Below are 22,185 nucleotides of genomic sequence, written 5' to 3'. Positions count from 1 at the left end.
GCTGGCGGGCCGTGGTCACATCCGTCACTTGCGCCTCCGCCCCGGAGGATGCGACTGTTTGCCCGCCTCACAGCGACAATTTTGCCGCCTCCCGCAGAGCCAGCACGCGCTGGTGGATACGGTATTCGGTGGACCGCGGGATGGGCCCGGGCCCGTACTGTCCCCAACCGACGCGACGGACGCGGTCTCGGGCGATCTCCCAACGCAAGGCGTCCGAGATGACTTTTGATGCCCTGCCGTTGACCTGAAATCCCTGCCGGGTAAGGGCTTCGATCATTTCGCCGATCGTCGCTCGACCATTGTGGGCGAGATACGTGGTCAGCACGTAACGCAGTTCGATTCCTTGCAGCTTCATCGCCGTACCTTCGCACGCCGGTCTGACACCTCCCCGAAAGTCGCTATGAGGCGGGCAAACAGTCGAATCCCCCGGCCAGGGACGCAAGTGACCCCTGTGACTCACCCCGCGATCGACAGCACGATGCCGTCCAGGATGTCGTGCTCGCTGACGATCAACTCGTCGATCCCGGCACGGGCACGCAACTCGCGCGCCAACTCCTCGACCACGATCGCGCCCCCGCCGATCACGTCGGCGCGTCCCTCGTGCATGGGCGGCAACGCGGCGCGCTCGGCCCGCCGCATGGCGATCAGCCGCTCGCACACCGCCAGCAGGTCACCGCCGGGAACGCGCGAAAGGTGAATGGCCGCAGAGTCATACGCCGTCATGTTGTGGGCCAGCGCGGACAGCGTGGTCATCGTCCCGGCCAGCCCGACCCAGGTCCGCGCCCCCTGAACGGGCACCACCCCCAGTGCGACGTCGAGGCGCTCGCGCACCACGGCGCGGGCCGCCGCCACCTCCTCGGGTGTCGGCGGGTCGGAATGCAAACAGCGCTCGGTCAGCCGGACGCAACCGATGTCGGCCGAGTAGCTCGCCACCACGGCGTCCCCGCCGAGCACGATCTCGGTGGAGCCCCCGCCCAGGTCGACGACGACGAAAGGACCCGTGGCAGGGTCTAATTCACCGACCGCGCCGCGGAACGACAGGGCGGCCTCTTCGGCGCCGCTGATCACCTCCGCCACCGCGCCGGGCACGACGGCGCCCAGCACCTCGGCCGTCATCGCAAAGAAGTCATCACGATTCGCGACGTCGCGAGCGGCCGACGTGGCCACCATCCGCACCCGCTCGACCCGGTGCCGACGCAGCAGGGCGGCGTAGTCGGCCAGCGCGTCGCGGGTCCGCGCGATCGCCTCCGGCGCGAACTGACCCGTGGCATCGACACCCTGGCCCAGCCGCACGATCCGCGTCTCCCGGTGCACGTCGCGCAGCCCGCCGTCGCGCACGTCGGCGATCAGCAACCGAATCGAGTTGGTGCCACAGTCGATTCCGGCGAACCTGCTCACCATTGGCCCGCCACCAGGATGCCGGCCATCGCGGGCTCGGGCGCCAGGATCGCCAGCGCCTCGTCGCCCAGCGGGTTGCAGCCGGGCCCCTTGGCCAGCGAGTGCGCGATCAACACGTGCAAACACTTCACCCGGTCCGGCATTCCGCCGCCGGAGAACGTCGTCCCCAGCGGCTCGATCGCGTCACGCTCGGCCAGATATGACTCGTGGGCCCGTCGGTACGCGGCCGCCAATTCCGGGTCCTGGCGCAGCCGTTCGGACATCTCGCGCATCAATCCCGTCGTCTCCAGCCGGCTCGCGGCCGCGGTCAGCACCGGATGGGTCAGGTAGTACAACGTCGGAAAGGGCGTTCCGTCAGGAAGTTTCGGCGCGGTCTTCACCACGCCGGGCTCACCGTTGGGGCAGCGATAGGCGACCTCGAGTACGCCGCGCGGCTCACGCCCGAGCTGACGCGCCACGGCCTCGAGGTCGCCACGATCAACCACCGGGCGTCGTGGGGTTGGGTTCGGGCGCGGGCACAGTGGCCGGCGGCAGGTGCGGCGCGTCGGCGATGGTGTGCCACAACGCCGTGTACCAGGGATCGCTGCTCGCGGGTTTCGCCGCCTGGGCCCCGGGCTCGGACGGAGCCGCCGTCGGCGGAAGCTGAACCTGGAAGGGGATGTCACCCGGTTTCACGAACCCGAGCCGCTCGCGGGCCTGGGCCGCGATGTAGGCCGGGTCCCCGAGTTTGGCCTTTCTCTGCTCGAGGTCGGCGATCTGACGGCGCAGCGCGGCTTCGCTTGCCGTCAGCTGATTCATCTCGGTGCGCTGCGCGAAGTAGGTGCGCACCGGGCCGGCGATGGTCAGGGTCAGCACGCACACGACCGCGGCGAGCACCGCCGCGCGCCGCGCCGTGAAGCCGAGCCGCTGCTCGGACCGTTGCTCGACGGACTCGGCGACCTGGCGCTTGATGGGCTCGACCACATGCTCATAGACCGACCGCGGGCTGGCCTGCTTCGCGGTTTGGGACGGCTTGGATGACGGCTTCGCGGTGCGGCGGCGCCGAACCGGATCCCCGGCCTTCCCCGGGCGCGATGCCGGGGAGCGCCGTTTCGGATCCGGCTTGGCGGGCAAGCTATTTGGCCTCCGGCACGTAGCGCGGGAAGGCCAGATCGCCGGCGTATCGGGCGGCGTCGCCCAGCGCCTCCTCGATCCGCAGCAGCTGGTTGTACTTGGCGACGCGCTCGCTGCGGGCGGGCGCGCCGGTCTTGATCTGCCCGCTGCCGACCGCCACGGCCAGGTCGGCGATCGTGGTGTCCTCGGTCTCGCCGCTGCGATGGCTCATCATCGTGCGGTAGCCGCTGTGGTGGGCGAGCGCTACGGCGTCGAGCGTCTCGGTGAGCGTGCCGATTTGATTCACCTTGACCAGCAACGCATTTGCGACGCCCTTCTCGATACCTTCTTCGAGGCGCTCGGGATTGGTGACGAAGATGTCGTCGCCGACGATCTGCACGCGGTCACCGATCGACGCCGTCAGGGCCGCCCAGCCGTCCCAATCGTCTTCGGACAGTGGGTCTTCGATGGACACCAGCGGATAGGAGTCGAGCAGCCCGCCGTAGAACTCGGCCATCTGCTCGGCGCTGCGGGTGCTGCCCTCGAAGGCGTATCCGGTGCCGTCGGTGTAGAACTCGGTGGCCGCCGCGTCCAGCGCCAGCGCCACGTCGACGCCCAGCTTGAAACCGGCCGACTCGATGGCCCGGCCGATCAGGTCCAGCGCCGCGGTGGTGCCGGCCACGTCGGGCGCGAAGCCGCCCTCGTCCCCCAGCCCGGTGCTCAGGCCCTCCTTCTTCAGCACGGACTTGAGCGAGTGGTACACCTCGGCGCCCCAGCGCAGCGCCTCGCCGAAGCTCGGGGCGCCGATCGGCGCCACCATGAACTCCTGGATGTCGACGGCGGTGTCGGCGTGCGCGCCGCCGTTGAGGATGTTCATCATCGGCACCGGCAGGATGTGCGCGTTCGGGCCGCCGATGTAGCGGAACAGCGGCAGCTCGGCGGAATCGGCGGCGGCCTTCGCGACGGCCAGCGACACGCCCAGGATCGCGTTGCCGCCCAGCCGGGACTTGTCGGGGGTGCCGTCGAGGTCGACCAGCGCCTGATCCACCAACCGTTGGTCGTCGGCGTTGAGCCCGATCACCGCCGGGCCGATCTCGTCCAGGACGGCCTCGACGGCCTTGCGCACGCCTTTGCCGCCGTAACGCTCACCGCCGTCGCGCAACTCGACGGCCTCGTGCTCGCCGGTCGACGCGCCGGACGGCACGGCCGCGCGGGCAAACGTGCCGTCGATCAGGGCGATCTCGACCTCGACCGTCGGGTTGCCGCGGGAATCGAGGATTTCGCGGGCCCCGACCTGCTCGATAATCGGCACTGGGTTTCTCCTTGTGTTCGTAGCTGGTGCCGGCCTCGCCGCCGATAGCGTAAAGCCTGATACATCCTGCTACAGCGGGTGACCCGCCGCGTAGGCGGTCGCCCAGTCGCGCACCGCGCGCGCGTAGACGCCGGAGTTGTTGTAGGCCCGCAGCGCGGTGATCCAGCCGCGGGGCGTTGCCAGATCCTTTCCGCGCCAACACAGGTAACCGGCCGCCGCGAGCGCCGCGTCGTCGATGTTGTCCGGGCTGACGCGGCCGTCGTTGTGGGCGTCGACGCCGTAGAGCCGCCAGGTCTCGGGGATGAACTGCATGGGCCCCATGGCCCGCACCACCCCGTCGTCGTCGGCCACCTCTTCCTCGCTGTCGACGATGCGCAGCGTGCCGCCGCTGCCGTCCAGGCGGACGCCGCGGATCGGGGGGCTGACATCGCCGTTGGGCGCCAGCCGCGCGCCGCGGTAGGTGCCGTGGTGGCTCTCGACCTGCCCGATGCCCGCCAGCGTGGTCCACGCGATGTGGCACTTCGGGTTTTCGACCTGGGCGACCCGGGCGGCGTACGCGTAGGCCTCCAGCGCGATCACGGGGATCTCCAAAGTCGCCGAGCGCTGTTCGGCCCACGCCCGCAGCTGATCCGCGGGCCGCCCGCTGGCGTGCGTGTCCACCGGCGGCACGGGCGCCCCGGCCGGCGGCGGGACGCCCTCGGGAATGAACAGGCTGAGCTGCCAGGTGCAGCTGGAGGCCAGCAGCATCGCGGTCGCGCCGATCACGGCGGCCGCGCGCAACCAACGCCTCGGCGACACCATGCTGGTTAAAGCTCCCTCAAATCCCCTGCGCCAACTTCCGCCTAACCATCGTCCCATGGGTTTCGGTGTTGTCCGGTTGCGTTGGTCAGTCGGCTTCGGCCGTGGCGTCGGCGGCGGGCTCGTCTTTGGGCCAGTGCGCCCGCCACTCGTCCTCGGTGACCTCTCCGAGCGGGGCCGCGTCGAGCTCCTCCGGGACGCCGTCGCCGCGGCGGGTCGCGGCGATCGCCCGCTCCACCCCGCGGACGGTGTCCACGAACTGAAGAACCGCCGCGCGCAGCGCGCCTTCGGCGTCGCCGTCGGCGGACACGGAGACGGACGTGATGTCGGCGGGGACGAGGTCGGCCGGCAGGCCCGCCTTCTCGGCACGCTGAATCACCTTCTGCGCCAACGCCAACGCCGGTTGGCCGGTGTGCACGTCGTCCATCACCGACTTGCGCGGCTTTTCGGCCGCCTTGCGCTCCTCCCATTGCGCCAGCTGCTCTTCGAGCGAAATGGTTTGACCCGCAAGCACACCTGGCACCCGATTGCCCAGCTTGCGCATCAGCGTGACGGCGACGTCGTCGATGGTGAAGGGAAGCTGCGGGGCGTCCTCGGCGATGCGGGCGTGGAAGAGGACCTGCAGCAACACGTCGCCGAGTTCCTCACGCAGCGCCTCGGCGTTGCCGCTGCGGACCGCGTCCAGCACTTCGTACGTCTCCTCGAGCAGGAACCTGCGCAGCGAGTCGTGGGTTTGTTCGCTCTCCCACGGGCCGGCGGTGCGCAGTTTGTCCATCATCGCGACCACGTCGACCAGTCGTTCGCCGCGAGGCGTCTCCGGCGCGGAGATCAACCGGGCGCCGGCCGCGAGCCGGGCGGTGACCGCGGGATGTTCGGGGTCCGACGACAGCAGCACCGGCGGCGGATGGTCGGGGTCGCCGGAGTGCACCGGGCGCGCCGCGGGCAGCGACCACGGCACCGCGACGGGCATTTCCTCGGTGTACTGGACCTCCCCGCCGAGGTGTTCGATGGCCTCCACGGGTACCAGCGACGGGCGGCGCGGGTCGAACAGGACGACGATCGTCACGCGCGCCGCTCCTCCCCGCTCGTCGGTGCCGGTGACCCCGTTATACCAATGTCTATCTGTGGTTTTCCCTGCAGTGCGGTGACCAGATCGGCCACCATCTGCACCAACTCGACGTCCCGGATGCGCGCCGCGCCGACGCCGCCGGCCCGCGGGATCGGCACCTGCACGGTGGAGGTGGTGGCGCGGTAGCCCGCCGCCGGATACATCCGCTTGAGCCGCACCTGGGCCGAATCGGGCAGCGTGATCGGCGACAGCCGCACGGTTGCCGCGGACGGCGCGGACACCTCGGTGATGCCGGCGGCCCGGCACAGCAGCCGCAACCGCGCGACCGCCACCAGCCGCAGGGCCGGCTCGGGCAGCGCGCCGTAGCGGTCGACGAGCTCCTCCACGACGGCGCCGACGGCCTCGTCGTCCGAGGCCGCGGCCAGCCGCCGGTAGGCCTCCAGCCGCAGCCGGTCGCTGGCGATGTAGTCCGGCGGCAGGTGGGCGTCCACCGGCAGGTCGATCCGCACGTCCTTGGGCTCCTCGGCGGCGGTCACCGTCTGGCCGTCGGCGGCCGCCCGGTACGCCTCCACGGCCTCGCCCACCAGCCGCACGTACAGGTCGAACCCCACCCCGGCGACGTGCCCGGACTGCTCGACGCCCAGCACGTTGCCCGCCCCGCGGATCTCGAGGTCCTTCAGCGCGACCGCCATGCCGGCGCCCAGCTCGTTGTTCTGGGCGATGGTCGCCAGCCGGTCGTAGGCCGTCTCGGTCAGCGGCGCGTGCGGCGGATACAGGAAGTAGGCGTAACCGCGCTCGCGGCTGCGCCCCACCCGGCCGCGCAGCTGGTGCAGCTGCGACAGCCCGAACGTGTCGGCCCGCTCGACGATCAGCGTGTTGGCGTTGGAGATGTCCAGGCCGGTCTCCACGATCGTGGTGCACACCAGGATGTCGTATTCGCGGTTCCAGAAGCCCTGCACGGTGCGTTCCAGCCGGTCCTCGGGCATCTGCCCGTGCGCGACGACGACGCGCGCCTCCGGCACCAGCTCGCGGACGTGCGCCGCGGCGCGGTCGATCGAACTGACCCGGTTGTGCACGTAGAACGCCTGGCCGTCGCGCAACAGCTCGCGCCGCAACGCGGCCGCGACCTGCTTGTCGTCGTGCGGCCCGACGTAGGTCAGCACCGGGTAGCGCTCCTCGGGCGGCGTCAGGATGGTCGACATCTCGCGGATCCCGGCCAGGCTCATCTCCAGCGTGCGTGGGATGGGCGTGGCGCTCATGGTCAGCACGTCGACGTGCGTGCGCAGGCTCTTGATGTGCTCCTTGTGCTCGACGCCGAAGCGCTGCTCCTCGTCGACCACCACCAGGCCCAGGTCCTTCCAGCGCACCCCGGTCTGCAGCAGCCGGTGCGTGCCGATCACGACGTCGACCGACCCGTCGGCCAGGCCCTCGACCACGGCGCGGGACTCGGCGTTGTCGGTGAACCGCGACAGCCCCTTGACGGTCACCGGGAAGCCGGCCATCCGGTCGCTGAACGTCTGCAGGTGCTGGTCGGCCAGCAGCGTGGTCGGCACCAGCACGGCGACCTGCTTGCCGTCCTGGACGGCCTTGAACGCCGCGCGCACCGCGATCTCGGTCTTGCCGTAGCCGACGTCGCCGCAGATCACCCGGTCCATCGGGATCGGCTTTTCCATGTCGGCCTTGACCTCGGTGATGGCGGTCAGCTGGTCGACGGTCTCGGTGAAGCCGAACGCGTCCTCCATCTCGGCCTGCCACGGGGTGTCGGGCGCGAACGCGTGACCGGGGCTGGCCTGGCGCTTGGCGTAGAGCGCGACGAGCTCGCCGGCGATCTCGCGGACCGCGCGGCGGGCCTTGGTCTTGGTGTTGGCCCAGTCGCTGCCGCCGAGCTTGGAGAGCGCGGGCGCCTGGCCGCCGACGTAGCGGGACAGCTGATCCAGCGAGTCCATCGGGACATACAGCTTGTCCGAGCCCCCGCCCCGCTTGGACGACGCGTATTCGAGCACCAGGTACTCGCGCCGCGCGCCGCCGACCGTGCGTTCGGTCATCTCGACGAACCGGCCGATGCCGTGCTGGTCGTGCACCACCAGGTCGCCGGCCGTCAGCGCCAGCGGGTCGACGGTGTTGCGCCGCTTGGCCGCCAGCCGCTTGCCTTCGACCGCGGTGGCCCGGCTGCCGGTGAGGTCGGCCTCGGTGATGACGACGAGGTTGGCACCCTCGATGATCACGCCGTCGTGCAGCGGGCCCTTGAGCACGCTGACGACCCCCGGCTTGAGGGAGGTGTCGGCCGCGTCCGGTTCCAGCATGGCGGCGGGGGTGTCGGAGTCGGCAAGCCGCTCGACCACCCGGTGGGCGGTCCCGGCGCCCGGGGCGACGACGGCGGCGTAGCCACCGGTCGACACGTGCGCCCGCAGCATCGCGAAGATGCCGTCGATGTCCTGCTGGTGCCCGCGGGCCGACGGCGCCGCCCGGATGTCCAGCTCCATCGCGGACTCGGCGGACAGCTGACTCAGCGTCCACCAGGGATGGCCGGTGCGCGCCGCGGCGGCGTGCACGTCGTCCAGCTCGGCGAACCCCGACCCGCCGAATTGCGCCACGTCGACGGGCGCGTCGGTGCCCAGCGCCGCCACCGACCAGGACGCCTCGAGGAACTCGCTGCCGGTCTTGATCAGGTCGGCGGCCCGGGTGCGCACCTTCTCGGGGTCGCACAGCAGCACCGGCGTGCCCGCGGCCAGCTGGTCGGTGAGCAGCACGTGCTCACCGGGCCGCAGCACGGGCAGCAGCGCCTCCATGCCGTCGACCGCGATGCCCTCGGCCAGCTTGGCCAGCATGTCGGTGACGCTGCCGGTGATGGCGGGCCCGGGCCCGGAGTGCCGGGCGGCGAGCGCGGCGGCGCGCTCCCGCACGTCGTCGGTCAGCAGCAGCTCGCGGCAGGGCACCGCGATAACCGTCTCCACCTCGATCTCGGGGATGGAGCGCTGGTCGGCGACGGCGAACATCCGCATCTCGCTGACCTCGTCGCCCCAGAACTCGATGCGCACCGGGTGCTCGGCGGTCGGCGGGAAGACGTCGAGAATCCCGCCGCGCACGGCGAACTCGCCGCGCCGGCCCACCATGTCGACCCGGGTGTAGGCCAGCTCCACCAGCCGGGCGACCACATCCTCGAAGGCGATCTCCTCGCCGACCGTGAACGTGACCGGCTCGATGCGGCCCAGCTCCGGCGTCATCGGCTGCAGCAGCGAACGCACCGCCGTCACCACCACCCGCAGCGGCGGCCCCAACCGCGCGTCGTCGGGATGGGCCAGCCGGCGCAGCACGGTCAACCTGGTGCCGACGGTGTCGACGCCCGGTGAGAGCCGCTCGTGCGGCAGGGTCTCCCAGGACGGAAAGGCCGCTACGGCGTCGCCGAAGACACCGCGCAGTTCGGCGGTCAGGTCGTCGGCTTCGCGCCCGGTCGCGGTGACTACCAGCAAAGGGCCCAACCGCGCCAGCGCGCTGGCCACAAAGAGCCGTGCGCTGGCTGGACCCACCAGTGCAAGCTCGGCCGGTCGCGCGGCCGCGCTTTCGATCAATTGCTGGAAGGTCGGCGCGGTGAGCGCCAATTCAACGAGCCCCGCGATCGGGGGTTCTGGGCGAGCAGGCCCCGGTGCGGTCATGATGAATACATTCTAGGGGCGCCAAGAATCGTCAATATCGAGCCCGGCGCCGTCAAGGGATCGTCAGGAAAGCGAAATCCGGCCGCCCGCGGGCGCACGTTGGACGCATGACCTTGCTGGACATCCTGCCGTCGGTGAAACACGCGGCTCCCCCGCGGCCCGCCGGCGCCCCGGCCGACGAGGCCGACTTTCGGGACCGCGCCCGCCATTGGCGCAAAACCCTGCGGGATGCGCGCATCGTCTACTTTGGCCGGTCTCCGCTGACCACCGGCCTCGCGCGCATCGCAACCGAAGAAGGCCTCGGCATCGGCGTCCGCTCGGACGGCGAGCTGGCGGTTGCCCTCGCCGCGCGGACAGACCCGGCACGCATCCTCGCGCACCCCGGATCGCCCGGGTTATTTCGCGACGCGGTGGGAGTCGGCGTCGGGCGCATCGTGCTCGAGGAGCCCCTCGCGGCTCCCCACGTCGCCGGTCGGGCGCGGCGGGGCTCGGCGCACAACACCTTCGAACTGGTGGGCCTGCACTGCCGGCCGGATCCTTCGACTACCCGGGCCGACGCCCCGGTCCGCTACGGCGAGGCGATCCGGCGGACGATAGCGGCCATGGCGGACGTCCGCGCCCGGCGCGGCGTCATCCTCACCGAACTGCACGTCGGCGGTGACCAGGCCGGCCCGTACGTCGTGGGCGGATCGGAACCCAGCGCCGGCGAGCTGGCCGCGCTCATCGAGGACACGCTCGACGAGGCCTGCGCCGCAGAGCATTTCCCCCGGCCCGTGGTCGCGCTGGGTGTGACGCTGACCTCATGAACCCCGCCGGGGGAGTCCCTAACCGTCCTGCAGCCGGGGGTCGGCCTCCAGGTGGGTCAGTCCGTTCCACATCAGGTTGACCAGGTGCGCCGCGACCACCTCTTTCTTGGGCTCGCGGGTGTCGAGCCACCACTGGGCCGTCATCGACACCGAGCCCACCAGCGCCTGGGCGTAGAGCGGCGCCAGGTCCGGATCCAGCCCGCGACGGGCGAAGTCGCCGGCCAGGATGGAACTGACCTGGCTGACGGCGTCGTTGAGCAGGCTGGAGTAGGTGCCCGAGCTGATCGCGGCCGGCGAGTCGCGGATCATGATGCGGAAGCCGTCCGTCCGCTCCTCGACGTAGGTGAGCAACGCCAGCGCGACCCGCTCGACCCGCACCCGGGAGCGGTTGTTGGTCAGCGACGAGGTGATGCCGTCCAGCAGCGCCGACATCTCGCGGTCGACGACCACCGCGTACAGGCCCTCCTTGCCGCCGAAGTGCTCGTAGACCACCGGCTTGGACACGTTGGCGCGCAACGCGATCTCCTCGATCGAGGTGCCCTCGTAGCCGCGTTCGGCGAACAGCGAGCGCGCGATGCCGATGAGCTGCTGTCGGCGATCGCTACCGGTCATGCGGGCGCGCGGCGCCCGGGCTTCCTTGTCGGGCTCCTTGTCCAGAACGGCCACGTCAACCAGCCTATAGCGTCGCCCGCACCGATCCGGCCGTCTTTCCCTTGCCGCCGCGATCGGCCCGCCGACCGTCTAGAGTCTTGTTGGCGTGGGCCTCCGGGGCCCGCAATCCGTCGTGGTGTAATCGGCAGCACATCAGATTTTGGTTCTGAGAGTTCAGGTTCGAGTCCTGGCGACGGAGCCCCAAAAGGCACGAGCCCTTTGCCGCGAGCGCCCATGAGGTGACACGCTTAACGGCGTGTCGGCGTACCGACCCGCACGCTCGCGTCGAAAGGAGAAGCGTGGCGTCTCGTGGTGATACCGCGGTCATGGTGCTCGCGGCCGGGCCCGGCACCCGGATGCGCTCGGACACCCCCAAGGTGCTGCACACCATCGCCGGGCGCAGCATGCTGTCCCATTTGCTGCACGCGATCACCAAGGTCGCGCCGCAACACCTGGTGGTGGTGCTGGGCCACGATCACCAGCGCATCGCGCCGCTGGTCGCCGAAGCGGCCGACGCGCTGGGCCGCGGCATCGAGGTCGCCCTGCAGGACCGGCCGAGGGGCACCGGCCATGCGGTCGGTTGCGGCCTGTCGGCGCTGCCCGACGACTACGCCGGCGTGGTCGTCGTCACCTCGGGCGATACGCCGCTGCTGGACGCCGACACCCTGGCCGAGCTGATCGCCACGCACAACGCGGGATCGGCCGCCGCGACCGTGCTCACCACGACGCTCGCCGACCCCAGCGGCTACGGCCGAATCCTGCGCACGCAGGACAACGAGGTCACCGCGATCGTGGAACACGCCGACGCCACCCCCTCGCAGCGCGACATTCGCGAGGTCAACGCCGGGGTGTACGCCTTCGACGTCGCGGCGTTGCGCTCGGCGCTGAGCCGGCTGAGCTCGAACAACGCCCAGCACGAGCTCTACCTGACCGACGTCATCTCCATCCTGCGCGGGGACGGGCAGGCCATCCACGCCCAGCACGTCGACGACAGCGCGCTGGTGGCCGGCGTCAACAACCGCGTCCAGCTGGCGCAGCTGGGCGCCGAACTCAACCGCCGGATCGTCGCCGCCCACCAGATGGCCGGTGTGACCATCGTCGACCCGGCCACCACCTGGATCGACGTCGACGTCACGATCGGGCGCGACACCGTCGTCCACCCCGGCACGCAGCTGCTCGGCCGAACCCAACTCGGCGGCCATTGCGTCATCGGTCCCGACACCACGCTCACCGACGTCACCGTCGGCGACGGCGCATCGGTGGTGCGCACCCACGGCACGTCGTCGTCCATCGGTGCCGGCGCCACCGTCGGCCCCTTCACCTACCTGCGGCCCGGCACCGTGCTGGGTGACGACGGCAAGCTCGGGGCGTTCGTCGAGACCAAGAACTCCACGATCGGCACCGGCACCAAGGTCCCCCACCTGACCTACGTCGGCGACGCCGACATCGGCGAGCACAGCAACATCGGGGCGTCCAGCGTCTTCGTCAACTATGACGGAACATCGAAGTCGCGCACCACCATTGGCTCGCACGTGCGCACCGGGTCGGACACCATGTTCGTCGCGCCGGTCACGGTCGGCGACGGGGCCTACACCGGCGCGGGAACCGTGGTCCGCGACGACGTCCCGCCGGGCGCGCTGGCGGTGTCCGCCGGCCCGCAACGCAACATCGAGGGCTGGGTCAAACGCAAGCGGCCGGGCAGCGCGGCGGCCCAAGCGGCCGAGAAAGCCGCCGACAACCCCGGCGAAACATCCGCACCCGAATAGACATGGTGATTTTGGTATCTGGTAACCCGGCCATATTTCCGTACCATTCGCTACGTACGATGGGGCGTCCCATTCCCGATCCCGATACGGCGAGGGCAGTGCGTTGAGCCACGACTGGACCGATAACCGCAAAAACCTGATGCTCTTCTCCGGGCGTGCGCATCCGGAACTGGCCGAGCAGGTGGCCAAGGAGCTCGACGTCCACGTCACCGCCCAGACGGCGCGGGAGTTCGCCAACGGCGAGATCTTCGTCCGATTCCACGAGTCCGTCCGCGGGTGCGACGCGTTCGTCCTGCAGTCCGCCCCGGCGCCGGTCAACGACTGGCTGATGGAACAGCTGATCATGATCGACGCGCTCAAGCGGGGCAGCGCGAAGCGGATCACCGCGGTCATGCCGTTCTACCCCTACGCCCGGCAGGACAAGAAGCACCGCGGCCGCGAGCCCATCTCGGCGCGGCTGGTGGCCGACCTGCTCAAGACTGCGGGCGCCGACCGGATCGTGACCGTCGACCTGCACACCGACCAGATCCAGGGGTTCTTCGACGGGCCGGTCGACCACATGCGCGCGCAGAACCTGCTGACCGGTTACATCGGGGACAACTACCCCGACGGCAACATGGTGGTCGTCTCCCCCGACTCGGGCCGGGTGCGCATCGCCGAGAAGTGGGCCGACGCGCTGGGCGGTGTCCCGCTGGCCTTCATCCACAAGACCCGCGACCCGCGGGTGCCCAACCAGGTGGTCTCCAACCGCGTCGTCGGCGAGGTGGAGGGGCGGACCTGCGTGCTGATCGACGACATGATCGACACCGGCGGGACCATCGCCGGTGCGGTGCAGCTGTTGCGCGACGACGGCGCCGCCGACGTGATCATCGCGGCCACCCACGGCGTGCTGTCCGATCCGGCCGCCGAGCGGCTCGCGGCGTCCGGCGCCCGCGAGGTCATCGTCACCAACACGCTGCCGATCGGCGAGGAGAAGCGTTTCCCGCAGCTGACGGTCTTGTCCATCGCGCCGCTGCTGGCCAGCACCATTCGCGCCGTCTTCGAAAACGGCTCCGTCACGGGGCTTTTCGACGGAGACGCCTAGATGGCCGACACCGTCATCTACCACAACCCCAAATGCAGCACCTCCCGCAAGACACTGGACTTGTTGCGGGACAACGGTTTCGAGCCGAACATCGTCGAGTACCTGAAGACCCCGCCGTCGCGGGCCGAGCTGGTTCGGATGATCCGCGACGCCGGCATCGACGTGCGCACGGCCGTGCGCAAGCGTGAATCCCTGTACTCCGAGCTCAACCTCGCCGACGCGACCGACGACCAGCTGCTCGACGCGATGGTCGAACACCCGATCCTGATCGAACGACCGTTCGTCGTCACCCCGAAGGGCACCCGGCTGGCCCGGCCGGTCGACGCCGTCCGCGAGATTCTGTGAGACGTGCGTGTGCGGCCGCGGCCATCGCGCTGACAATGCCCGCTGCGGCGTGCGGCCCGAAAACGCCTGACTATCAATCGATCTGGTCGACCACCCCGACGACCACCACCACCACGACGAGGGCCGCGAAGCCGGTGCCGCTGTCGCAGTACCTGCAGAACATCGGCGTCACCGGGCAGCAGGTGGCGCCGGGCAACCTGCCGGACCTGACGGTATCCATCCCGACACCGCCGGGCTGGTCGGCGGCGAACAACCCGCACATCGCACCCGAGACCGTGATGATCTCCAAGGGCAACAAGTATCCGACGGCCAGGCTCGTGGTGTTCAAGCTGAATGGCAATTTCGATCCGGCTCAGGTGATCCAGCACGGCAACGACGACGCCCAACTCTTCGAGGACTTCAAGCAGCTCGACGCCTCGACGGCGCCGTACGACGGCTTCCCGTCGTCGATGATCCAGGGCAGCTACGACTTGGACGGCACCCGGCTGCACAGCTTCAACCGGATCGTCATCGCCACCGGTTCCAAGCCCCCCAATCAGCGATACCTGGTTCAGCTCACCATCACCGGCCTGGCCAACCAGGCCGTCGAACAGTCCTCCGACATCGAGGCGATCATGCGGGGCTTCGTCGTCGCCGCGAAGTGATCTTCGGCCCCGCCCAGATTGCCGCCACGGTCGTGGTCGGCACCCGAACCACAGCCCTGGCCGCAATCTCGGTGCGTCACGTGGGGCGCTGGTCCTTGAAGAGCTCCATCCGCGAGGCGATGCCGAGTTTGGCATACACGTGGGTGAGGTGGGTCTGTACCGTGCGCGGTGAGATGAACAACCTGGCACCGATGTCTTTGTTCCCCAGGCCTTCCCGCACGAGGCGCACCACATCGTTCTCCATGGGGGTTAGCGATGCCCAGCCGGTAGCTGGGCGTTTGCGCTCGCCGCGGCCGCGTCGCGCGTAGGCGATCGCCTCCTCGGTGGACAACGCCGCTCCCTCCGCCCAGGCAGTGTCGAAGCCATCAATCCCCAACGATTCCCGTGCCGTCTCGACCAAAGCGTCGTACCCCGCTTGATACATCGGGAGACGGATTGCCCCGATGGACCGACGAACGCCGTCCGCTGCGCCCAAGAGGCGCGCTGCGTAGGAGAGTTGGCGATCGTCGGCCGCCAGGCGTGCCCGACACTCGAGGATGTCCGTCACTCGTAGGTATGCCCGCGTACCGGTGGCGATCTCCAGGGCGTCGTGAACATCGCGCTCGGCCTGGCCGTGGTCACCTTGAGCCACTGCGATGTAGGCGCGTTGTGTCAGGGCCGACATCCGGTACCAGCCCGGTACCACGGCGACGGTGTCATCGGCCCAGCGGCGCGCTGCGGCCAAATCACCGCATGCCAGAAAGACCTCGGCTGTTTGACTGGCTCCCCTGACCCAGATTTCGCGTAGCGGGGTGGTCTGCCGCCAGGCCTCCTCCGCCGCTTGTCTGGCAGTAGCCGTCTCGCCGGCGGCAAGGTTGGCCGCCGCCAACGCCACATACACTGCGTCCGTGTAGATTCCCAGCGAGTTCGCCGCCTCGGAAGCTGATTGTGCCGCGCTCAGCGCGGCGGCCGCCTCACCTTTGTAGGCGAGCGTTATGCTGCGCGCTACCTGCACCATGATCGACATGGGCAGGTCCCCCGCGGCCGCGGAATCCGCTGCCAAGCAACCCAATACGTCAACCGCGTCTGCGAGATGTCCTTCCATGGCGAGGGCCGAGCCGAGCCACTCCCGGCAAAGCCGCGAATGAAGGTTGTCGCCGACGGAATCCGCGAGGTCACGCCCTTCTACGGCGGACGCGGCCGCCGCGATCGGTTCGCCGGCGTAATAGGCCATGGTCGCCTGATAGGTGAAGATTTGGCACAGGCTCCACCGATCGCCGGCGGTTCGAGCCAGTTCGATCGCCTCGGCAAAATATGGCTGTGCGAGTTCAGCGCTGTATATCGCCACCGAACCGCACGCCATCAGGCCTCGACCGATCAACGCCGGGTCGTCACACTGGCGCGCGAGAGCCAGGGCTTCGCGGGCCCGATCCGGGCAAGCGGGGACGCCCATCCACACGGCGATCGCGCTTTGATCGGCGACCGCGCGCACCCACACCTCAAGTGCTATCTGCGGATCGCGCTCATCGGTCAGAACGGCTTCGAACGCCGCGAAAGCCTCGCGGAAACGGCTGCGCGTCAACCAAAACAGTTGCAGTGCGGACACCAGTCTCAGCGCCGTCTCGCGGTCGCCCTTCTCCCGGCTCCATGCGAACGCCGCCCGCAGATTGTCAATCTCCGCGTCCGCCCAACGCAGCAGCTGCTCAAGACCGGCCAGTCCCTGCGACTCCAACTCGATGGCCGTGGCCGCGTAGTAGTCACGATGCCGGGTGCGTATCTCGTCGGCCTCGCCGGACTCGCCGAGCTTTTCCTGCGCATATTGCCGCACCGTTTCGAGCAACCGGTAGCGCATGCCGGCCGCGGTGTCGTCGGCCACCACTAACGATTTGTCGACCAGCAGGCTGAGTTGGTCCAGTAGTTGATAGCCTTCTACGTCGCTGACGGCGCCGACCGCCTGGGCGGCGCCGAGATCGAACCCACCGCTGAAGACCGCTAGTCGCCGGAACAACACCCGCTCTGGCTCTGTCAGAAGCGCATGCGACCAGTCCACAGAGGCGCGCAGTGTCTGCTGGCGGCGCACTGCGGTGCGCGCCCCGCCGGTGAGTAACCGGAATCGGTCATGCAGGCTGTGGACGATCTGCGATAGCGATAGCGCCCGAACTCGTGCCGCGGCAAGCTCGATGGCCAGCGGCATGCCGTCAAGGCGTTCACAGATTTCTTCGACCAGCGCGCGGTTGTTCTCTCCGACATGGAATTCCGGCCGTATCCGCCTGGCCCGGTCCGCGAACAGTTCGACGGCCTCGTCAGTGATGGGCAGCGACGGGACGCGCCAGGTCAGCTCGCCGGGAACTCCGAGCGGCTCACGGCTGGTCGCAATGATCGTCAGTTTCGGACAAGCCGCGAGCAGCTCGACGACCAAGGCACCACACGGATCGAGCAGATGCTCACAGTTGTCGAGCAATAGCAACATCGATTTTTCTGCGAAGAACCGCACTAGGAGCTCCAAAGTGGAGAGCCCGGCGACATCGGGCACGCCGAGTGTGCGCGCCACGGCCACTTGCGCCATTGCGGGATTGGTGGTCGGCGCCAGGTCGACATACCACACGCCGTCGGCGAACTCGCGGCTTAGTCGGGCGGCGCCTTCGGCGGCGAGTCGAGTCTTGCCCGCACCGCCGGCGCCCGTCAGGGTGACCAACCGGTTGTGGGCCACCAGCTGACCCAGCTCGGCCATTTGCTCATGGCGCCCAATGAAATTCGTCAATTGGGTCGGCAGATTGTGCGATGGAACGCCGCTGCGCACCCGAAGCGACGGGAACTCGTTGCGCAGGTCCGAATGACACAGCTGCACAACGCGTTCCGGGCGGGGTAGGTCGCGCAGCGGGTAATTGCCGAGATCGGTGAGCCACACCCCGTCCGGAAGGCGATCGACCACCAGCGGCTCCGTCGCCCCCGACAACACCGTCTGCCCCCCGTGCGCCAGATCGCGTAGCCGCGCCGCGCGATTGATGGTGGGTCCCGCATAGTTGGCATCGTCGCGCAGCTGAATCTCGCCGGTGTGGATCCCGAGGCGCAGCCGGATCGGCGCTAGCGGCGCGCGTTGCAACGCCAGCGCGCACGCCACCGCATCGCTGGCACGCGCGAAAGCGGTCACGAAGCTGTCCCCTTCGCCCTGCTCTTGCGGACGCACCCCGTCATGGGCGGCGACAGCCTCGTCGACGGTCTTGTTCAAAAGTGCCAGGGCGGCGGTCATCTTTTCGGGCTCGGTCTCCCACAACCGCGTAGACCCCTCGACGTCGCCTAGCAGCAACGTGACCGTTCCCGTCGGCAGCAACTCGCCCACGCCCAAATCGCTCCAGGTCAGCTGCGGCATCTCCGCGTGTTGGCTCATGGTAGCCAGCATCGCGTCCGAGACGGGGCAGAACATCCGCCAGAACGCGCAGATCGATTCCTGTCCGGCGCGCGCGGCTACGCGGTCGGTCCCAACACCCGCCTGACTCCGTGGCCTTCGACGTCGTGAACGAGCCCCACTAGGCTCGTCAGCCATGACGAACTGGACCGCCGCAGACCTGCCCTCGTTCGCCGGGCGCACCGTCATCGTCACCGGGGCCAACAGCGGGCTGGGCGCGGTGACGGCCCGCGAGCTGGCGCGGCGCGGGGCCACGCTGATCATGGCGGTCCGCGACATCCGCAAGGGCGAGAAGGCCGCGCTGCAGATCAGGGGCACCCAGACCGGCCCGGTCGAGGTGCGCTCGCTCGACCTGCAGAACCTGGCGTCGGTGCGCGAATTCGCCGAGGGCGTCGACAAGGTCGACGTCTTGATCAACAACGCGGGCATCATGGCGGCCCCCTACGCGCAGACCATCGACGGCTTCGAGAGCCAGATCGGCACCAACCACCTCGGACACTTCGCGCTCACCAACCTGCTGCTGCCCAAGCTCACCGATCGAGTGGTCACCGTGTCGTCGATGGCGCACTGGGCGGGGCGGATCAACCTCGACGACCTGAACTGGGAGCGGCGCCGGTACTCGCCGTGGCTGGCCTACAGCCAGTCCAAGCTCGCCAACCTGCTGTTCACCAGCGAGCTGCAGCGGCGCCTCGCCGCGGCCGGTTCCCCGCTGCGCGCGCTGGCCGCCCACCCCGGCTATTCGCACACCAACCTGCAGGGCGCCTCGGGCCGCAAGCTGGGTGACGCGATGATGTCGGCGGTCACCCGGGTGGTGGCCACCGACGCCGACTTCGGCGCCCGCCAGACGCTGTACGCGGCGTCGCAGGATCTTCCGGGCGACACCTTCGTCGGCCCGCGGTTCGGCCAGATGGGCCGCACGCAGCCGGTGGGGCGCAGCCGGGCGGCGCGGGACCCGAAGATGGCCGCGGCGCTGTGGGAGCTGTCCGAGCAGCTCACCGGCACCAAATTTCCGCTCTGAGGTGCACATGCGCTAACCTGACCGGGCGTCACGGCGAGGGTGGCTGGCCAGCCAGCACCGTTATCGACGGAGACCGACGAACTGTCGCGACCCTGGCCGTGCCCCCACACTCAGGCACTGAGCACACAGGAGCGACACGATGGCCAAGTCCGCAGGCAACCAACTGACCGCCACGGTGCGCAGCGAGACCGGCAAGGGCGCGTCCCGCCGGGCCCGCCGCGAAGGCAGGATTCCCGCCGTCCTCTACGGCCACGGCGCCGACCCGCAACATCTCGAGCTGCCGGGCCACGACTTCGCGGCCGTGCTGCGGCACGCGGGCACCAACGCGGTGCTGACCCTCGACATCGACGGCAAGGAACAGCTGGCGCTGACCAAGGCGCTCGACATCCACCCGATCCGCCGCACCATCCAGCACGCCGACCTGCTGGTCGTGCGCCGCGGGGAGAAGGTGGTCGTGGAGGTCACCGTCGTCGTCGAGGGCGACGCCGTGCCCGGCACCCTGGTCACTCAGGACACCAACACCATCGAGATCGAGGCGGAGGCGCTGTCGATTCCCGAAAACCTCACCGTGTCGGTCGAGGGCGCCGAGCCGGGCACCCAGTTCACCGCCGGACAGATCACCCTGCCGCGGGGCGTCAACCTGATCTCCGACCCGGAGATGCTGGTGGTCAACGTCGTGGTGGCGCCGACCGCCGAGGACCTCGAGGAAGAGGGCGCGGGCGAGGCCGCCGAGGGCGAGGAAGCCCCCGCGGAAGAGGAAGCCGGCGAGGCCGAGGCGTCCGCGGACGAGTCCGAGTAGGCGGATCGCAACGTGGCCGAGCCGTTGCTGGTGGTCGGCCTGGGCAACCCCGGGGACAACTACGCCCGCACCCGGCACAACCTCGGGTTCATGGTCGCCGACCTGCTCGCCGACCGGCTGGGCTCGAAGTTCAAGGTGCACAAGCGTTCCGGCGCCGAGGTGGTCAGCGGCCGGTTGGCCGGCCACCCGGTGTTGGTGGCCAAGCCGCGCTGCTACATGAACGAGTCCGGCCGCCAGATCGGGCCGTTGGCGAAGTTCTACTCCGTGCCGCCGGCCGACATCGTCGTCGTGCACGACGACCTCGACCTCGACTTCGGCCGCATCCGGCTCAAGATCGGCGGCGGCGAGGGCGGCCACAACGGGCTGCGCTCGGTGGCGGCCGCGTTGGGCACCAAGGAGTTCGCGCGGGTCCGCATCGGCATCGGCCGACCGCCGGGACGCAAAGACCCGGCGGCCTTCGTGCTGGAGAACTTCTCCGCGGCCGAGCGCACCGAGGTGCCGACCATCTGCGAGCAGGCCGCGGACGCCACGGAGTTACTCATCGAACTCGGGCTGGAGCCGGCGCAGAACCGCGTCCACGCCTGGTAGCCGCCTTGAAAGGTGCTAGGTGACCAGGGTGGCCGAATGCGACCGGCGCAGCTTGCCCGACGGCGTCTTCGGGATGGTGCCCGGCCCGAGCACCACCACGTTGCGGGGCCGCATGTCGACCTCGGCCACCACCTCGCGGGCGACCTGGTGCTCGATGCGGCGCACCTCGGCCGGGTCCTGCCACGCGTTGGACTCGACGGCGACGGCGAATGTCTCGCGGGAGTGGCCGGCGTCCAGTCGCACCGCGACGGCGCAACCGGGGCGCACCCCGTCGACGCGGCAGGCGGCCCGCTCGATGTCGGTGGGGTAGATGTTGCGGCCCGCCATGATGATGACGTCCTTGACGCGGCCGCACACCACGACGTGGCCCTCCTCGGTCAGGTAGCCGAGGTCACCGGTGTCATACCAGCCGTTCTCGTCCTGCGCCGGGATGAAGCCGCCCATGGTCAGGTAGCCGGGCGTCAGGGACTCGCCGCGCAGCTCGATGACGCCGACGCCGCGGGCGGGCATCACGTCGCCGTTCTCGTCGATGATCCGCGCCTCGAGGTCTTGTAGCAGCGGGCCGAGGGTGGCCAGCCTGCGGGTGTTGCCCTTGGTGGCGGGTACCGCACGGCGCAGGGCGGCCAGCAGGTCGGCGTCGACATCGTCGACGACCAGACCGGCGTTGCACTCCGAGAACGACACGGCCAGGGTGGTCTCGGCCATGCCGTAGGCCGGCAGGATGGCCGACGGGTTCAGGCCGAACGGCTTACCCGCGTCCAGCAGGTCCTCCACGTCGGCCGGTTCGACGGGCTCGGCGCCGGACAGAGCGAACCGCAGCGTGGACAGGTCGAAATCACCGGGCTTGGCGTTGCGGCGCAACCGCTTGGCGAGCAGCGCGTAGGCGAAGTTGGGCGCCGCGGTCATGGTGCCCTTGTACTTGTCGATGAGCTTGGCCCACAGCAGCGTGTCGCGCAGGAAGTCCATCGGCGTGACCTTGACGAGCTCGGCGCCGAAGTACATCGGAATGGTCAGGAACCCGACCATGCCCATGTCGTGGAAGCAGGGCAGCCAGCTGACCATGACGTCCTTGTCGACGTCGTACTGGGCACCGATGAACATCGCCTCGGCGTTGGAGTAGATGTTGCGGTGGGTGATCTGCACGGCCTTCGGGGAACCGGTGGACCCCGACGTCAGCTGCATCAGCGCCAGGTCGTCCTCGCCGACGTCGACGGGGTCGATCGGCTCCGACGCCAGCAGGTCGGCCACGGTGAGGACCTTGATGCCCTTCTCCTCGAGCACCGGGGTGGCCACCAGGAAGGGCTCGGAGACGATGACGGCTTGCGCCTCGATCATGCCGATGACGTTCATGGTGTCTTCGGCCCACACGGCCAGGTCGGTGCGCGGCGTCGGCTGGTGCAGCATCGTGAGGCTGGCCCCGCGCATCCACAGCCCCTGCGCGGTCGGGGCGATCTCGACCGGGAAGCCGGCCAGCACCCCCACGGCGTCGCCGAGGCCGATGCCGGCGGCCGCCAGGCCGCCGGCGATGCGGCGAGCGCGCTCGTGGACCTCTCCCCAGGTGTGCCGGACCGGTTCGTGGGGTTCACCGGTGACCATGCCCGTCTTCGCGGTGCGGGCATTGTGGTACATCTTCTCGGTAAACCTGCTCACACAAACCTCCTCGGTTCCGGCGCTTGCCCCAACGCCCGGGATCTCATATTCCGCCCACTGGATAACACTTCGAAGCAGGCGCGCAAACACAGTCGGGCGGCGGTTAGGTCTCGAATCGGCGATGAGC

Annotated in this window: 19 protein-coding genes and 1 tRNA gene; 9 read left to right on the top strand and 11 right to left on the bottom strand. The window is 69.5% G+C overall.

All coding sequences use genetic code 11. The features are described 5' to 3' along the window. Positions 1 to 67: 67 nt before the first annotated feature. The 8 genes from A5680_RS19520 to mfd form a co-directional block, all read right to left on the bottom strand. A complete protein-coding gene (locus A5680_RS19520; RefSeq protein WP_055403098.1) occupies positions 68 to 355 on the bottom strand; it encodes a hypothetical protein in 288 nt (95 codons plus the stop codon). Positions 356 to 456: 101 nt separating this feature from the next. Further along, entirely contained in the window at positions 457 to 1,401 is a 945-nt protein-coding gene (locus A5680_RS19515) for a Ppx/GppA phosphatase family protein (protein WP_067822224.1), read from the bottom strand. After that, entirely contained in the window at positions 1,395 to 1,883 is a 489-nt protein-coding gene (locus A5680_RS19510; protein ID WP_067822221.1) for a DUF501 domain-containing protein, read from the bottom strand. The genes A5680_RS19515 and A5680_RS19510 overlap by 7 nt, the downstream gene beginning before the upstream one ends. Then, a complete protein-coding gene (locus A5680_RS19505; protein ID WP_067822218.1) occupies positions 1,876 to 2,511 on the bottom strand; it encodes a septum formation initiator family protein in 636 nt (211 codons plus the stop codon). The genes A5680_RS19510 and A5680_RS19505 overlap by 8 nt, the downstream gene beginning before the upstream one ends. A gap of 1 nt (position 2,512) precedes the next feature. Next, a complete protein-coding gene (eno, locus tag A5680_RS19500; protein WP_067822215.1) occupies positions 2,513 to 3,802 on the bottom strand; it encodes a phosphopyruvate hydratase in 1,290 nt (429 codons plus the stop codon). Between the two features lie 69 nt (positions 3,803 to 3,871). After that, positions 3,872 to 4,600, bottom strand: a complete 729-nt coding sequence (locus tag A5680_RS19495) for a lytic transglycosylase domain-containing protein (protein ID WP_156349535.1) — start codon at positions 4,598 to 4,600, stop codon at positions 3,872 to 3,874. Positions 4,601 to 4,688: 88 nt separating this feature from the next. Next, positions 4,689 to 5,660: a nucleoside triphosphate pyrophosphohydrolase gene (locus tag A5680_RS19490; protein ID WP_156675178.1), complete on the bottom strand. Its 972-nt coding sequence runs from the start codon at positions 5,658 to 5,660 to the stop codon at positions 4,689 to 4,691. 2 nt (positions 5,661 to 5,662) lie between these two features. After that, positions 5,663 to 9,322, bottom strand: a complete 3,660-nt coding sequence (mfd, locus tag A5680_RS19485; RefSeq protein ID WP_067822209.1) for a transcription-repair coupling factor — start codon at positions 9,320 to 9,322, stop codon at positions 5,663 to 5,665. A gap of 107 nt (positions 9,323 to 9,429) precedes the next feature. Between mfd and A5680_RS19480 the strand changes: the two genes are divergently transcribed. Continuing rightward, complete coding sequence (locus A5680_RS19480; RefSeq protein ID WP_067822206.1) at positions 9,430 to 10,128, top strand: hypothetical protein; 699 nt, start codon at positions 9,430 to 9,432, stop codon at positions 10,126 to 10,128. 18 nt (positions 10,129 to 10,146) lie between these two features. Here the strand turns inward: A5680_RS19480 and A5680_RS19475 are convergent, their stop codons facing one another. After that, positions 10,147 to 10,740, bottom strand: a complete 594-nt coding sequence (locus A5680_RS19475) for a TetR/AcrR family transcriptional regulator (protein ID WP_156349533.1) — start codon at positions 10,738 to 10,740, stop codon at positions 10,147 to 10,149. A 166-nt stretch (positions 10,741 to 10,906) separates the two neighbouring features. Between A5680_RS19475 and A5680_RS19470 the strand changes: the two genes are divergently transcribed. The 5 genes from A5680_RS19470 to A5680_RS19450 all read left to right on the top strand — a co-directional run bounded on the left by A5680_RS19470 (position 10,907) and on the right by A5680_RS19450 (position 14,618). Further along, positions 10,907 to 10,978, top strand: a tRNA-Gln gene (locus tag A5680_RS19470). 100 nt (positions 10,979 to 11,078) lie between these two features. Then, complete coding sequence (gene glmU / locus A5680_RS19465; protein WP_067822204.1) at positions 11,079 to 12,545, top strand: bifunctional UDP-N-acetylglucosamine diphosphorylase/glucosamine-1-phosphate N-acetyltransferase GlmU; 1,467 nt, start codon at positions 11,079 to 11,081, stop codon at positions 12,543 to 12,545. A gap of 103 nt (positions 12,546 to 12,648) precedes the next feature. Further along, positions 12,649 to 13,629, top strand: coding sequence for a ribose-phosphate diphosphokinase (locus A5680_RS19460; protein ID WP_055403082.1), 981 nt, complete (start codon positions 12,649 to 12,651; stop codon positions 13,627 to 13,629). Further along, positions 13,630 to 13,974, top strand: coding sequence for an arsenate reductase (glutaredoxin) (gene arsC / locus A5680_RS19455; protein WP_055403080.1), 345 nt, complete (start codon positions 13,630 to 13,632; stop codon positions 13,972 to 13,974). A 35-nt stretch (positions 13,975 to 14,009) separates the two neighbouring features. Further along, a complete protein-coding gene (locus A5680_RS19450; protein WP_067822202.1) occupies positions 14,010 to 14,618 on the top strand; it encodes an LpqN/LpqT family lipoprotein in 609 nt (202 codons plus the stop codon). 76 nt (positions 14,619 to 14,694) lie between these two features. Here the strand turns inward: A5680_RS19450 and A5680_RS19445 are convergent, their stop codons facing one another. Beyond that, positions 14,695 to 17,985, bottom strand: coding sequence for a LuxR C-terminal-related transcriptional regulator (locus A5680_RS19445; protein ID WP_156675176.1), 3,291 nt, complete (start codon positions 17,983 to 17,985; stop codon positions 14,695 to 14,697). A gap of 154 nt (positions 17,986 to 18,139) precedes the next feature. Between A5680_RS19445 and A5680_RS19440 the strand changes: the two genes are divergently transcribed. The 3 genes from A5680_RS19440 (at position 18,140) to pth (ending at position 20,408) form a co-directional block, all read left to right on the top strand. After that, positions 18,140 to 19,021: an oxidoreductase gene (locus A5680_RS19440; protein ID WP_067822199.1), complete on the top strand. Its 882-nt coding sequence runs from the start codon at positions 18,140 to 18,142 to the stop codon at positions 19,019 to 19,021. Positions 19,022 to 19,160: 139 nt separating this feature from the next. Further along, a complete protein-coding gene (locus A5680_RS19435) occupies positions 19,161 to 19,820 on the top strand; it encodes a 50S ribosomal protein L25/general stress protein Ctc (protein WP_055403074.1) in 660 nt (219 codons plus the stop codon). A 12-nt stretch (positions 19,821 to 19,832) separates the two neighbouring features. Beyond that, on the top strand, positions 19,833 to 20,408 hold the full coding sequence (gene pth / locus A5680_RS19430; protein WP_055403071.1) for an aminoacyl-tRNA hydrolase: 576 nt from the start codon (positions 19,833 to 19,835) through the stop codon (positions 20,406 to 20,408). A 15-nt stretch (positions 20,409 to 20,423) separates the two neighbouring features. Here the strand turns inward: pth and A5680_RS19425 are convergent, their stop codons facing one another. Continuing rightward, positions 20,424 to 22,058, bottom strand: coding sequence for a fatty acyl-AMP ligase (locus tag A5680_RS19425; RefSeq protein WP_067822197.1), 1,635 nt, complete (start codon positions 22,056 to 22,058; stop codon positions 20,424 to 20,426). Positions 22,059 to 22,185: the final 127 nt, after the last annotated feature.

Origin of the sequence: Mycobacterium sp. E2989 (assembly GCF_001667595.1) — a bacterium.
In the GTDB taxonomy this organism is placed as follows: domain Bacteria; phylum Actinomycetota; class Actinomycetes; order Mycobacteriales; family Mycobacteriaceae; genus Mycobacterium.
This window is presented reverse-complemented; position numbering and strand designations above follow the sequence as displayed.

What these genes read in the sequence shown, in the direction of transcription:
- A5680_RS19520 (WP_055403098.1), bottom strand. Translation starts at nt 355, where the DNA reads ATGAAGCTGCAAGGAATCGAACTGCGTTACGTGCTGACCACGTATCTC.
- A5680_RS19515 (WP_067822224.1), bottom strand. Translation starts at nt 1,401, where the DNA reads ATGGTGAGCAGGTTCGCCGGAATCGACTGTGGCACCAACTCGATTCGG.
- mfd (WP_067822209.1), bottom strand. Translation starts at nt 9,322, where the DNA reads ATGACCGCACCGGGGCCTGCTCGCCCAGAACCCCCGATCGCGGGGCTC.
- A5680_RS19480 (WP_067822206.1), top strand. Translation starts at nt 9,430, where the DNA reads ATGACCTTGCTGGACATCCTGCCGTCGGTGAAACACGCGGCTCCCCCG.
- A5680_RS19475 (WP_156349533.1), bottom strand. Translation starts at nt 10,740, where the DNA reads ATGACCGGTAGCGATCGCCGACAGCAGCTCATCGGCATCGCGCGCTCG.
- arsC (WP_055403080.1), top strand. Translation starts at nt 13,630, where the DNA reads ATGGCCGACACCGTCATCTACCACAACCCCAAATGCAGCACCTCCCGC.
- A5680_RS19450 (WP_067822202.1), top strand. Translation starts at nt 14,010, where the DNA reads ATGCCCGCTGCGGCGTGCGGCCCGAAAACGCCTGACTATCAATCGATC.
- A5680_RS19445 (WP_156675176.1), bottom strand. Translation starts at nt 17,985, where the DNA reads ATGAGCCAACACGCGGAGATGCCGCAGCTGACCTGGAGCGATTTGGGC.
- A5680_RS19440 (WP_067822199.1), top strand. Translation starts at nt 18,140, where the DNA reads ATGACGAACTGGACCGCCGCAGACCTGCCCTCGTTCGCCGGGCGCACC.
- A5680_RS19435 (WP_055403074.1), top strand. Translation starts at nt 19,161, where the DNA reads ATGGCCAAGTCCGCAGGCAACCAACTGACCGCCACGGTGCGCAGCGAG.